The organism is Coprobacter fastidiosus, assembly GCF_030296935.1.
Classification (GTDB): Bacteria; Bacteroidota; Bacteroidia; order Bacteroidales; family Coprobacteraceae; genus Coprobacter; species Coprobacter fastidiosus.
In genome coordinates, this window is the sequence record NZ_AP028032.1 from 1,323,038 (window position 1) to 1,338,601 (window position 15,564).

At 37.0% G+C, this 15,564-nt stretch carries 6 protein-coding genes; 1 reads left to right on the forward strand and 5 read right to left on the reverse strand.

Annotated elements, in window-relative coordinates; all coding sequences use genetic code 11:
* Nucleotides 1–66 precede the first annotated feature (66 nt).
* The 5 genes from QUE35_RS05305 to QUE35_RS05325 all read right to left on the reverse strand — a co-directional run bounded on the left by QUE35_RS05305 (nucleotide 67) and on the right by QUE35_RS05325 (nucleotide 12,218).
* Nucleotides 67–1,797: a family 43 glycosylhydrolase gene (locus QUE35_RS05305; RefSeq protein WP_022601911.1), complete on the reverse strand. Its 1,731-nt coding sequence runs from the start codon at nucleotides 1,795–1,797 to the stop codon at nucleotides 67–69.
* Between the two features lie 109 nt (nucleotides 1,798–1,906).
* Complete coding sequence (locus tag QUE35_RS05310; protein WP_022601913.1) at nucleotides 1,907–5,443, reverse strand: glycoside hydrolase family 2; 3,537 nt, start codon at nucleotides 5,441–5,443, stop codon at nucleotides 1,907–1,909.
* 182 nt (nucleotides 5,444–5,625) lie between these two features.
* On the reverse strand, nucleotides 5,626–8,526 hold the full coding sequence (locus QUE35_RS05315) for a DUF5010 domain-containing protein (protein WP_081705715.1): 2,901 nt from the start codon (nucleotides 8,524–8,526) through the stop codon (nucleotides 5,626–5,628).
* A 57-nt stretch (nucleotides 8,527–8,583) separates the two neighbouring features.
* A complete protein-coding gene (locus QUE35_RS05320) occupies nucleotides 8,584–9,570 on the reverse strand; it encodes an alpha/beta hydrolase (protein WP_022601917.1) in 987 nt (328 codons plus the stop codon).
* A gap of 389 nt (nucleotides 9,571–9,959) precedes the next feature.
* Nucleotides 9,960–12,218 carry a GH92 family glycosyl hydrolase gene (locus QUE35_RS05325; RefSeq protein ID WP_022601919.1) on the reverse strand — a complete coding sequence of 753 codons (2,259 nt, stop codon included), beginning with the start codon at nucleotides 12,216–12,218 and terminating at the stop codon, nucleotides 9,960–9,962.
* Nucleotides 12,219–13,028: 810 nt separating this feature from the next.
* Between QUE35_RS05325 and QUE35_RS05330 the strand changes: the two genes are divergently transcribed.
* Nucleotides 13,029–15,557 carry a Kelch repeat-containing protein gene (locus tag QUE35_RS05330; RefSeq protein ID WP_022601921.1) on the forward strand — a complete coding sequence of 843 codons (2,529 nt, stop codon included), beginning with the start codon at nucleotides 13,029–13,031 and terminating at the stop codon, nucleotides 15,555–15,557.
* Nucleotides 15,558–15,564: the final 7 nt, after the last annotated feature.

The following is a 15,564-nucleotide window of genomic DNA, read 5'->3' on the forward strand; positions in this document are numbered from 1 at the left end:
AAAAATTTAGACAAGCTCTTAAAAAATTTTCACTTATACCAAATGCTCCTCAATAATGGTTCTTACTCATTCTACAGAAATAACTTTGCTTATCTTGCCTTTCCCATTTTCATTGAACGGCTGTATCGTAAAATAATATCGAGAATCCCGATTGAAAAAGCCGTATTCTGCCTCGTCTCCATAAACCATGACGGCATTGTTCTGTACCTTCGGTGAAGTTCCCCAACGGATCACATAACCTGTCGTTTCACCCTGACTATTCCATCTGAAACTGGCTCGACGTCGGTCGTTTGCATTACGGACAACCTTAAATCCGGTAACTGCAGACGGAGCTTTTCCCTTTCCCGTCCCGAAAACTCGCAGTCCGGACAGAGAAAAAACTCCCCCATTGAGATCTTCCATGTTCTTTATCCGAATATAACGGGCTGATACCGAACGATCCAAAACAAGCAATTCATGTACGGCGTCCCGATCATTCTTTCTCCGGTCGCCTATCATCTGCCAATTCTTTCCGTCACAAGACGATTCCAAAACATAACGGTATACGGGTGCTGCATCTCTCCGCAATGTTTCGAAATCCTGGTCGCTGATATTTACCTGAACGGCTTCGACCTGCATCGTCCGTCCTAAATCGATCTGAAGCCATTCGCCTGACCTGCCGCTCTGAGACGCCCACCATGTCTTGATATTTTCATCCACGGCATTTACTGCTTCATATCCCGGTTGGAACGATGATGCCGAAACTTCCTTTTTATAAGACAACAAATTCCACCCCACGGATAAATCATCTTTCTTGAAATTGACCTTTCTATCGGGTATCTGCATCGGATAATCGGTGAATACCGTGTGGCAATACATGTGCCCCTCATCTCCGAAATAGACCGGAAATAATCCTAAACGACGTTCAAACCAATTTTTTACCGCTATCACCATTGTAGAAACATGCCAATAATTACCGTATTTATCCTGAAATGTATGTCCATGACCTGCTCCGGAAATAAACCCTCCGGGTTTGATCGAATAAGGATTATCCTCCATGTAAGTAAAAGGACCTAACGGATTTTCCGATACATATACCGCATCAGCATACGTTATAAATTGTGTTCCCGGAGTAGAATACTGCAAATAATACAACCCTTTATATTTCGTCATGGTAGCACCTTCATTATAGCCGTCCTTATTCATTTCATTCCTGTCTCCGTTCGATTCAATTCCATATTTTACTGAATTATGCAAAATCAAGTCTTTTACCTCACCGATCTCTTTGAAACCGTTTTCTGGATCTACCTGTACTCCCTGTATCGGTTTTTTATCATGACATCCCCAATAAAAGTAAACTTTGCCGTCATCATCCTGAAAAATAGTAATATCGTCATGCCGATTTTTATTGTTGACTTTTATCTCTTTCCAATCGTCTTTTTCCGGATCGGATGTTTTAAAGAAACGGGTACATCCGGCCGTATAATATAACTCACCGCCCAATTCTATAACCATAGGAGCATAATCTTCTATAATCGGAATAGATTTACAAGGGATATAATTCCACTTCACCAGATCGGCCGAACTCCAATATCCTTCTGACTTGGATGCAAACATATAATACTTGTCTTTATATAAGACAACAACCGGATCGGCAGCTTCTCTTCGACTCGGTTTCTCCGGACGAAACCGATAATTCAGATCTATGGGATTCGCGACAATACGATCTCGATCAAGGTGTTTCGCCATTAAATCAAAAGGTAACAAAAACAGTGTCGAACAAATACATGTCAACAATCGACTTTTCATGTTTTTCATCTCTCTTAAGTTTTAAATTATGCTGCAAAAGAAAAATCTCTTAATTAATTTAAGAGACTTTTCTCGCTTAATTTTTCAACAAAAGTATCTTTTTCACCAAAGTTATAAACTACTTAAAATAGGTCTCAGTCATCGGTACATCTGTAGCCCATTTCAAATAATTACATAAAATCTTTTTCGGGACATTCGCCGGTTTACTATCTAAACTCAAATTCGGCAACAGATCTAACGAAGAGAATACAATTTTCCCCTTTCCATAAGGCAATACCCCGACAGATGTCGTTATCTGGTGAAAAGGAGATCCGACCAAAGATACCACAGGTTCTTCCCCTTGCATTTCATATAACCCGAAATGCTTCGGTCCATCATAAACTACCAGTCGTTGGTACTCCCAATTCATGCCTTTATTTACGGGCAACTCATTGAAAAAAGGATGTTCCCTTACCATAAAACTACTTCCCACCCAAGCTTTTGAAGGATGAAATACTTTATAACCGGGAACTGCGCCGACAGCCCTTAATTTACTCATCCACGATTCTGCATTATCAATCAACATCAATTTAGTTCCATCATCCCGCACTCTTTTCAATAATGCCGACATATCAGGTTCTTGAATCTTTACCGGTAATTTCCATTTCAAAGCAAACTCCCAAGTTCCTCCGTCTTGATAAGCCTCGATCTTTAAAGGATATGATTTTCCGGCTACCAAATTACGTTTAAACGTCACAACTCTTTTAGGCCCGTTCCTAAAATTGTCGACAACCTGTTCTCCGTCGAACCAAAGATTCGCTCCATCATCATACGAAAGTTCAAATTCCGTTTCTCCGCTATATGGTGCTACAATATAACCTTCCCAGCGGAGTGAGAATTTTGTATCGCCCAATATATCATATCCGGGAATGAGTTTACTGCCGACATTAAAATCTATCGGTGCGGCAGAAATACGACGGTCAACTTGCATATCAAAATTTTTACCTCGAAAATAATCCAGATTCAATCCCATTGTTTTTCCGTCTTTCGCCTTGAAACAAAATGACGATATAGTATTAAATGCCGTACCCTGATCGATAGAACCCACCAAAATATAATCTAATTTTCCGAGAGACTCGTCATAAGCAACAACATTCGCTTTTTTCTGATCTTTCAAAAAATTAGTAAGTTCCATTCCACCGCCTATCACAGCACCATAACCGTTTATCTTGTCAGATTTCCAGTCTACTGCAAAAATATCGTCATAACCGGATGCGACTTTTTTACCCGACATATCTGATAATTCTGCATTTATTTTATAATAACCTATACCTTTATTTAATTTCACAGGAATTTTCGCTGCAGCCAAATTGCTGAACGTATCACCGCCAGAGACTTTCACAATTCCGTCATACAATACGTCTGAATCTCCTTTCGGATTGACAACCCAAGCTTTTATATTATAATCTCCCCCTGGAACAGCATGTTCATTGACAACAAACATGTCGAACAGATTCGTATCTCCTACATGACCGATTTTTTCCCGGACTTTCACAGCAACAAACGCAGGCTGAGCATAATGATTAATCAATTCAGGAGTACCCTTTATATTACGAAAAACATCGACAGCACCCGAAAAATTATCGTTTTTCATATCTTCATACCCATTGAAAACATAGATATCCGCACCGTCGGCGATCCGCACATTTTCAAGAAAACGTCCGTGTTCATAGTACATTATATCGCCCAGTGAAGTAATGAGTTTTGTTATCGAGGGATAATATTTCTCAAGTCCTTTATTTTTAATATAACTTCTATAAGAATTTAACCAATCTTTATAATCAGCACCATCCCATCCGTTGCGATTACCGTTTTCCTCTATTGCTGCAACAACTTTTTCTAACTGCGGAGGAGATGCCAAAGCAGCTTCTTCTCCCCAAACAAAAATTTCAGACTCAGCCCGTTCATTTCGCAAAAAACTCTCAGGAGAATTATAGATAGCATCAACATAAACTCCGGCCGAATTTCCGGCATTATGGATATCACAATATCCTGTCGTGCGTTGAGTCTGGTCATACGGGATCATGTGCAATTTTCGAGGCTCATCATTTCCGACATTCATAAATCCAGAACCGTATGTAACCAAACGAGTCGGATCCAGCAAATGGGCATCCGCCATATCTTTCTTCGCCCTTTCATCTGGAATCCATCCCGGCTCGTTAATCATATTATACATGACTAAAGACGGATGATTACGGTCTCGTTTCACCATTCTCAAAAAACGCTGAGAATTCAATTGATTAGCGAGCAGTCGATTTTTCATTTTACTCTGCTCACTTCCTTCTTTTACTCTCGAACTACTATATCCTCCGGGTTCTTCGTAATACAACATCCCCATTTCATCGGCCAAGTCAAGTACCTGCGTATTTCCCTGACAACGGTGAAAATTCAACATATTCTGTCCCAATATAAATGCCGATTCTATATGTTTACGAGCCAGTTCCCGAGTCGGATACATCCCGTTCGTAGGCCAATACCCCCAACTAATAGACGAAATAAGCAATGTTCGTTTACCGTTAAAATTAAGCGTAGCATTCTTACCATATCCCTCTACACTTAAAAAACGAAATCCGAAACGCTGTTTATGCTGATCTACAACCTTACCTTTACTATCCTTAATCGTTGTTACGACATTATACAAATTCGAATTTTTCAACTCCCACAAACGAGCTTCGGGTACTGAGGCCGAAAAAGTCAACTTTATTGTTTCTCCGGTCTTTACATTCACTTTGCCCAAATTCTTCGTAAACAAAGTCTTCGGATCAGTTACCGGAGCATTACTTTTCCAAGCCTCTACAATAGCCACATCGACACTTCCTTTTAAAACTTTAGACGACGCCTCATTAATAATTTCAATATCGACATCTATGTCCTTTAAAGATGGTTTATTTTTAACAAATACATCCGATACATATAGAGGTGATACGGAGCGAAGCTCGACAGCCCCCAAAATTCCACCAAAACCGTGGGACTGGGGAAACAAGTAATCTCCCCATTTATCTCCGGTATAATCTCCCCAACTGAAATTCCCGGAAGGATCGGTTATTCGAACTGCCAATTCATTATTACTTCCGTAATTTACAACATCGGTCACATCAATCTCAAAAGGAGTCTGATGCACCAATTCATAACCTACCAGCTTACGGTTCACAAATACCTCTGCTCTTTGACGAATACCTTCTGAGAAAAATATCTTTATACGTTTTCCCTTCATCTCCCGAGAAACTGTAAAATCAGTTCCCCACCAACTGACACCCTTATAATCTCCTGTATTTCCTAAACCTTTATTATTCGAAAGAGCATCCCAATAGTATTCTTCTACCGTTCCGGGAACTCTGACTTTCAAAGATAAAGTCTTATTTTTAACAACTTCCCTTGCTTCCGATTCAGGGCGAAGCGACGAAAAAAGATTATTCCATCCGCAAGTCGGTTCTGCAACAGTTATTTTCGAAATATCCGCTGGAGGCAAATACAACGAATCATTTTTCCACGAAGCATCTCGGTCTAGCCAAAGCGCCCAACCATCATCTCCAATCTGAAACGAAGTACGTTGTTGTGCCGTTATCCCCGATGTTATTAACAGACACATCCCTAAAAAAAGAGTTTTTGTTTTCATGTGTATTACAAAATAAAAGTTTTCTAATTTCAAAAATAGTTCGAGCAAATTAACCAAAGACTTACTTTACGGTTAAATGACAACTAAAAATGGATATTAATTAAAGAGAGAAAAGGCAGATGCCCAAAAACATTTGCCTTTTCTCTCTTTTTTACCAAACTAAATCAACCTAAAACAATCTTTTATTTTACCAGCTTTATTATTGCTTTACTGTGTTCTGAAATCACTTTCAGAATATAGACACCATTATTCAGACTCGAAGTATTCAATGTAATACGATTTTGTCCCTCCTGCAACTGTTCCATTCTGGACATAACCAAATTACCTTTCATATCATATAATGCAACCTGTGCAGGCTCTGCTATAAATGCAGAAACATCTACCCGAACAAAATCTGTAAACGGATTCGGGAAAGCAGATACTTTAGTTTCTGCATTTGTAATATCCACACCCGTTCCCGTAGAACTGCCCGCCAAAGCATAAACACTTTTACCTTGGAATCCATCCAAAATCGCCCGATAATATGTAGAAGATTTCGATCGTCCGGTAGTAACAGGTACTCCTTGTATCCAAACATATTCATATCCGACACTGACATTTTCTGCCTTATCGTCAGGAATAATACCATTTGTCAAAATACGTTCCCATTCTCCTGCTCCGGATGAATTAATTCGATAAATTTCTTTGTCTTCATTAACACCCCATACTTCACCGCCACCGGCATCAATTTTAGTCAGATTATACGGATTTCCGACTTCAAGAAAACCTTTCTTACTTTCAGAAGACATCCGAACTAATTTCCCGTCAGTAGTAAATCCCCATACGAATTTATCATCGGCCGTAATCGACTTTAACCGGATATTATCATCTCCCACTTTGATCCAATTTGTCTGTTGCTTCGTACCTCCATCAAGACGAACTTCCCCGTGTAAATTGCGATAATATACAGCACCTTCGGCATCGATACCCCAAACCTCTCGCATATTCAGATCAAGATCCGCCATCGGCTGACCATTCGTCACATCTACCCAACCATAAGCCTGATTGCAAGCCGCCCCCGGCTGTAATTCCGTACGATAAACTTTATTATTTCCGCTTACATCCGTTATAGCCCAAGCATAATATTTTCCCAATGCTAATTTTTTCAAAGATCCACTCGGCTTTTTATCGATAGGAAGAAAAGATGAGGACGGATCTTCTCCATGAATCGGTTTACAAACAATATTTCCTACCGATGTACTCTGCCATACATCATTAAATCCTGCCGTAAAATTCGTTACGTGTGCAGTTGACGGCCAAGAAGCAGTTCCTTGTTTGCACAAATCTAAGATATTGTGCAGAGGACGATAGATATCCAAATCGGATTCTTTACCGTGATGCCATTCATACCGATAAGCGCCGCCCGAGTTTCCCGGAGTTTTATCATAATAATCGTCACAGCCTTCCGCCTCAAGAAGAATACATTGAGATTCTTCATCGGCAAATTCTCGAACCAATGATATATATTGATTAGGATATAAATATTCCGGATGATCGCTCCGATACCACGTTGACCCCTCGGCCCAGTCTACCCAAGATTCCAATACAATCCACTCTGATTTGACTTTTTTGCCATTTTCGAAAATTTCACGAATAACCGGCGTTTTTCCATCTTTTGCCAATGAAGAAAAATGAGCATCATCCTTGGGCTTTCCACTGTTATCCAAAACAGGAGTTCCGGTCTCAAGTATCGGGTCTTTATCATATACCCAATCGTTATACCATACATTATTCAGGGGCAATCGTCCTCCATTAAAAGCAAAACTATAATACTTTCCCTTAAACTCCCATGGTGTCGGTGTTATATTAGCTCCCCAAGTAAACCATCCCTGAATACCTGCAGCTTTCTCTTCAGTACGCGGATCTCTTTTCCAGAAATTATCCGGTAAAATCCAATCGACCTTCAATCCGAAAGTTTCATCCATTTTACCTTCGATATATTCTAAAAACTCTAATATTTTATTATCCTTTTTATTGTAGTCGTATTCCGAAAAATTAGCCGTCCACAACTGAATAGGTACAGCTCCGGAAGAAGGACGTATATATAACATATCTTTCGGAACGACCTCATACCAAGGTTTAAACATATAGTTCCAAATATATTCCTGAAAATCAGGATCACCCCATTCCATTGTCTTCCCGGTCGTATTGCCATACTTCGGATCATCATAAGCACGTGGAAATACAGCATTATCTACAAAATAGGCCATTTTTAAATGGTCCTTAGCATAAGGTGAACGTTTTACCGCGTCTACAAATCGTTTGATCAGACGCGGACCGAAAGCTCCAGGACCTCCTGTATAAAGACGGTCATCGACATTATGCACCTTATCATGATCTCCTCGTCCATGCATATAAGCTACTTCCACTTTAGCTTCGACCAGTTCCGAAACCAATTGGTCCATTGCTTCCTCAGTATTTTCTGGCGTATAAGTATATAATTGCTGCTTATACCATCTCAGCATTTGCTCGGCAGTAAAATAGTTATTATTTTTATCCGTCCAGCTCCCATTATCGCCTTTATCTCCACACTTTGCCAAAGCCGCACTGGTAAAATTCGTAGCGGTAATCGCAAAAATAGGCATCGGATCATCCCAATTCAAGCTGTATTGAATATCATCATCTAATACATTATTTGATGTTGCAGAGCTCTTACGAATAAAAATCATGTCACAGTTGATATCATCCGTATCAAAAACAAGTTTTATGTCATAATAGCCTTTTTTTAAATGCTTATGGCCTAAATGCACCAAAGTAAATTCTCCGTTTTGAGTAGCAGGCACTTTAACACCGCTTACCAAAGTTTCGTTATTCAACTCAAGGTGTAACTTACAGTTATCCCTACGAGCAGCGACTCTGGTAGTGAAACGGTAGTCACCTTCAGCCAAATAAACTTGTTTGTAACGTATCCATTCACCGGCTTCGGTATTTCCGACATACCAGTTATTGGAAAATACTTCCTGAGCCTCTGCCTTATTCCCCGAAAAGCCTACCAAACAGGCCATCAACCCGGCAGCAAAATAAGAAGATAATCGTTTGTTCATAATGTTTCTCTCTTTTATATGTTATTCCATGTTCCATTTCTATCCTCTCTTTTTCTCCTATTGTAAAATCTCCTGCGCTTTTTTCAGTACATAAATCATCATGTCTTCATAAATATCAGACCCTCCTATAAACCCTGCATGTGAATAATAATTTTTATAATGAGTTTCTACTCGAGCATTACGCACTTTTAGCGCTTTTTCAAAACGAAGCATCTGGTCCTGATCTACCAAATAATCGCCCCCGCTATATGTAAGTATCACATACGGAGGATTTTTCGGCACTTTATTAACCGGAGATGCATCCGCACGTTGGGAATCCGTTGTTCCGAAATAGGTAAAATCTTTTCCAGGTACAAATCCCGGTTTGACATGTTCTATATCGTATATTCCATTAAATGCAACCAGAAATTTCGTTCCTTTAGTCGTCATTGCCATATAAGAAGAAAGATGCCCGCCTGCGGAATGCCCTCCGAAACCGAAATTCTTCTCATCGAGATTCCATTCCTTAGCATGTTTATGGATAAACTTCAATGCATCCTTTAAATCCTGATAAGAGTCTTTAAAATTAGAACCGTCAGACGGAAAAGAATACGAAACCCTTATACCTGCAATACCATGAGACGCCAAATAAGTAGAAATTCCCTTATGTCCCATACAATCTCCACCATGCCATCCTCCACCATGAATCCATACCATATACGGTATTTTTTTATCCTTATTATTCTTTGGTAAATCGACTTCTATTACTAATTTGTGATTAGGATATTCTTTAAATACATAATGGAGAGTCGTACACTGATTAAAATCTTCGGATTTAAGTTTTCGCATTTTATGCTTATAAGGTACAAACATATCTGCCGGAGCTTTTTCAATATCGAATACTTCTAAACGTTCAATTGTTTTAGCATCTTTCAAAACATAACCGTTTTCTTTCTTTTCTAATGTCAATCCATAACGGTTATTTTCATATTTTTGCGCGAAAACTCTATTTACCCCGATAACAGATAAGAGTAATACAAATGTTATCAATACTCTGTTTTTCATGTTGTGTTATAGTTGAATTATGGTACAAAAATAAACGGGATACCTTAAAAAACTTCTTAATTCAGAATTAACCCAAGACATTAATTTCAATTAAATAGGAAGTATTCTCTTTTATATATCTTCTCTACAGACGTCCTCTCAGAAAATGTTAACAGATCAGGAATCATAAAAATGATTCCAAGACTTCTGTTTGTTACTTAACAAACACTATATCTAAATATTCTTTCTTGTACTTACAATTTTTTCTACCATGCTTAAATTCTATTAAATAATAAATACACAACACCCATGACTCATATCAATATAAAGGATAAAACCACAAAAAGCCCCGAGGAAAATTTTCCTCGGGGCTTTCTTAATTATGTGTGTATTTCGAATCAACTATAATATTACAGTGATTTAGCTGATGGAGGGACATTCTTCAAATCACTGCCCCATGCTTTATTCGCCTTATCACCCATTTTTAACACAAGTTTTCCTCCATTGGCAATATCACTATGATTAAACCACGGTTGGTTCAACTCTTTTCCATTTAAGGTTGCACTCTGAATATATTTATTTTCATCGCTACAATTCTCGGCAATAATTTCAAATATTTTTCCATTGCTTAAAGTCATTTTTACATACGGAAACATCGGACTACCGATATTATAGGTAGGACTACCCGGAGTCACCGGATAAAAGCCCATCGAGCTGAATGCAACAAAAGCAGACATACCGCCTCCGTCTTCATCTCCCGGAACTCCCATAAGATCATTGCGAAACCATTCTTTCAATAACGTGCGAATACGTTTCTGTGTCATCCAAGGTTGACCGGCATAATTATAAAGATACGGAATATGAAGACTGGGTTCATTCGCCATAGAAAATTGTCCTACATTACCCGTATGATCCGGTAACTGTGCATAGAAAGAATATTTTCCCCGTCCCAACGGTTCACGGAAAGTTTGGTTCAAATTTTCTATAAAACGATCAACTCCTCCCATTATAGCGATCAGATCTCCGACATTATGAGGTACATCCCAACGATATACCCAAGCATTATTTTCACCATAATATTCGCGAGCACCTTGTCCTCCTGAAAAACGATAATCAAATGGTTCTATAAATTTACCATTCTTATCTTTCGGATGAAAGAATTGAGTCTCAGGGTTATACACATTTCGATAATTGTACGAGCACTTTAAATAATGTTCCGCATCATCTTTCTTCCCTAAATCTTCAGCAATCTGGGAAAGACACCATTGATCATAACTTGTACCTAAAGTAACCGCTATAGGTTGCCGCTTCTCAAAATGATGAACTTCAGGAACTGTTTCCTTTTCTCCCGGTGCTAAAGCCGGAATGTAACCGTTCTTTTTATAAAAATCATCTAACCAACCTGCAGGTTTTCCGCTCCACGGAGCTAAAGTTTTTTCTTCTATTCCTTTTTTACATACCAAATAAGCTTTTTCCAAATCAAAACCTCTCAATCCTTTAGCGTATGCATCCGCAACTGTCGCAACGGCATGATTCGAATTCATCCGACGAGAATCGCCAGTGATTTCAGGGAAGGTTGGCATCCACATATCACCCATCTGTTCTGCCATCAATATATAAGACCGAATTACATTCGTTTCGGTCAACGTGTCTATCAATACGCGCAAAGGATGTGTCGCCCGATATGTATCCCAAATCCAATCGTCCGTATAAAATGCATTTCCACCATCTTCATGTACTTTCCCGTCAAATGCACTAAAATATCTTCCATCTTCACTGATATTGACGGGACGCTCATAACACCGATATAAAGAAGTATAGAATATAGTCTTTTCATTTTCATCAGGACTCTGAACCTCTATTTTACCTAAAGCATCATTCCAAACTTTTTTCCCGGCTTCCGCCAAAGCATTCACATCATAGAATTTTTGTTCACGTTCCATATTGCTCTTAGCTTGTTCTTCGCTAATAAAAGAAATGCCATAACGAATTTTCTGCACTTGAGCTTTATCTCCGAAATATAATGCAACACATGCGTTATTTCCGCGAATAGTGTCCAATTCAGTATTTAACTTATTATCTTGCAATACACCGGTCTTTTCGGGTTTATTTTCCGTTTCGAGATAAAGATATACCCGAGTGTTATTCTCAAGCTGCTGATATCCGCTTACCGTATTATCATTTACTCGCATCGCTCCGTTTTTACTATTCAAAATCAAATAAACCGGAGCATCTTTTTCATACGAAATTTCATATTGAGCCGATTGATAACTCGGAGCATACTTTATATCTGTATTTTGTTCATCAAGATATACCCTATAATAATAAGGTTTTATAACCTCATTATCATAAGTATAATTCACGACAGGACGTAGAGTTTCTTCACGACCTTGATAAGGACTCAGATTAAATGCACTACTTCCACGATGGCTGGTTACAATTAAGGGTAATCCTTTAATTTGGTCGGACGTGTAATCAGGACGTTCAGGATAAACTCTTAACATAGAGTTCGGAAGATGAATAGTAGGAAATGTCGGAACCAGCAAATGGCTGATATTTCCCATGTAAGGATTTACGTAATCTACCGGAGTTTTTTCTGTAACATTCGGTGTGCTACAGGAAACCAACAAGGCTAACGCACCAAGCAAAAAATTCTGGATGTTTCTCATAAATTATTTTTTTGTGTTTGTATATATTTAAAGTACTTCTTTAAAACCTATCTTAAAAGCTTATTTAGATTCAACTGACTTTTTCGAATTACAATAAAAACGATTTCAAGAATCTATCTAAATTTTCCGATAATAAAATGATAATAAAATTATATATTCAAATTTTTCGAACCTCTTTCGGGGATGTTTTCCTCAACCCTACTTCGTCTTTCAGCCTATTATCTCATAAAATCAGAAAAATATTTTCAGAATAATTCTGAACAAAGATCTAAACAATTCTAAATTCAAGACAAAAATAAAATATCTGTCTTAAAATTTGAGTAATAACAGATTAATTTGAACCTAAAATTCAAATTAAACGAAAGAATTTTTTTGTTTTTTCATTTTTTTATGATTGTCTAAAAACATACAAAAAGACAATACGTCCATTTTTATTTTCGATCATCCAAATAAAATATTAATTGTTCATTAATATACACTTTCTCGACAAAATGTGCCCTTCTCATACAAATTACAAAAACCTTAAAACGTAATTAAATATTTTCAATATTCTTGAATAAAAGATTTTATAATCTACTTAAAGCCTGTCCGAGTTTTCACTATAATTTGCTCACCTTAAAATCAATGCTAAACTATCTTTTAATAGGCTGCCATCAATTATATTATATATACCTGATTTTAAAACAGAAAGCAAGTAGAAATACAAAAAAAAGCATTATTTACATCAAATAAATAAAAATGCCGTTTTTTTTTCGTTTCTTTGCATGATAGTTAGTCTGTCTAAAACTTGAAGTGCATAAAAAATAATAAATGAAGCGTTTATTTTTATTCTTCTTTTTTCTTATTGCAGTATCGCTCCATGCAGAAGATCTGAATTTGGGTCTATATATTAAATCAAACCAATATACCGGAGCACAACGAACCGGACTCATTCTGAATGACAGAAAGCCTTTCCAATTATCCTCTAAAGGGGTTTCTTTATCTTTTGATCTTTATATTCGTAAAGAACCCATTCTTTTTGGTTTCATAAACCGGATTATTACCAATACCGGAGAGAATATTGATCTTCTAATCTCCCCCAATAATGGAGAACATGTATATGTTTCATTATTAGTCAATGAAAAAAGATATAACATCGCCACAATAGAACATAACAGATGGATACCTGTAAAAATTTCATTATTACCGGAGAACAAACAAATAGAACTTACTTTCGGTTCTCAAAAGAAAAGTTTTGAACACTCTTTTTCCAATGTACATAATTTTCAAGTTAGCTTCGGAGCTTGCAGAATTCCCAAATATAAATCTCCGGAAGCTGCACCTATAAATATAAAAAACATACGAGTATATGAAGGAAATAAACTAATTCGTTATTGGCAATTAGGAAAACACCAAGAAAGCTTTTGTTTAGATTCAATAAGACATATACCTGCTCATGCAGATAATCCTATTTGGCTTATCAATACTCATAGTAAATGGGAAAAAGTATTCAGTATCAAACAAAAAGACGAACCTCAATTCGATTTCGATCCAATTCACGGAATATTCTATTTTTTGTCTAATCAAGACTTACAGACCCTTTATACTTATAATGTAGTTACGAGAACAGAAAGAATTATAAAAGATATATCGGGATATCCTGCCGGAGACAAGAATGACGGATTATTCTATATTCCCGATACTCAAGAACTTATATCTTTCGATCTCAATAACAAAACATTATCCCGATATATGCCGGCAACTAACGAATGGGAAAACAAATCTGTCCCCGAAGTAGATATGCAATATTATGATCATACTCAAACTTATAATCCGACGGATACTTCTATAATTACCTTCGGAGGATATGGACATTATATATATAAAAACGATTTATTCAAAATAAAACCATATACCGGGAAATGGGAAAAAATTAAAATCGAAGACATCGATCCTCGTTTCTTTGCAACATCGGCCGTAGTCGATAATAATCTATACATATTTGGAGGAAGAGGGTGCAAATCAGGTCGCCAAGAAATGTCTCCGCACAATTATTATGATCTGTATAAAATCAATTTGCAAACTTTTAAAACAGAGAAATTATGGAATATAGAAATGCCCGACACCGTAAATATTTTCCCGGGAAGAAACATGATTTACAATTCGTCTGATAATAGTTTCTATGTTCTTATTATCAATCCTAAACCCTATCTTGTAAAAATAAGAATAGACAAACCCGGATTAGAACGAGTTTCAGATGATATCAATGTAGATTTAAAATCTGACGAACGAATCAATTACACTCTGTATCAATTCCCTGAAAAACAAAAAATATACGCATTATTCTGTAAACAATATAAAGATTCGACATCACTATTCGATATTTATTCTATCCATTATCCAACATTATCTTATGTCAATACTTTACAAGAAAAATCTGAACCGAAAATATTTTACACCCTTCTCGGTATTGCAATTGTATTGGCAAGTATTGCTTTTATTTTCTTCAAAAGAAAAAATAATTCTTCGGAAACTAAAGCCCCGATTATCAAACCAGAAACCTCTTTACCTTCAGGTTCTACCGATCAAGAAGAAGTTAAACGCAAGCCTATCTTCGATTCAACCCACTCTTGTATTCGTCTATTGGGAAAATTCCAAGTTAAAGATAAAGAAGGTAATGATATATCAGGCAGTTTCACACCTATTCTAAAATCTCTATTGCTATTAATTTTATTGCATAGCCAAAAAGATGAACGAGGTATTACCAATAAAAAAATAGACGAGACTTTATGGGGGGACAAAAGCGAAAAATCTGCACAAAACAACCGAAACGTCTCACTAAGTAAATTAAGGTCATTATTAGAAAAGATCGGAAATGTCCGTATCGTGCAAGATAATAATTTCTGGAAAATAGAAAGCGATAATCCTGCATACTGTGATTATCAAATGGCTCTTCAATACATTCAAGAAGCTACTAACAGTCAGCACAAAGAAGAATCTTTTTTCTATGATTTACTCGAATTACTATTTTACGGGCCACTACTTCCTAATACCCAATTTGTCTGGTTAGATAATTTTAAAAGCGATTATTCTTGTGCAACTATCGATTTATTAAATGAACTCTTAAAAAAAGAAGAGTTCTTGCACAATGATAAATTCCGGTTACAAATTGCAGAGACCATATTTTCTCACGATATACTAAACGAAGAAGCGTTACAAGTCAAATGTACTCTATTATATAACAGCGGGAAAAAAGGAATAGCAAAAAACACATACGATAATTTCTGCAAAGAATATCATACATTATTAGGAGTAGAATATAATATTCCTTTCTCACAAATTATTCATGCAAACGAATAATAACCGT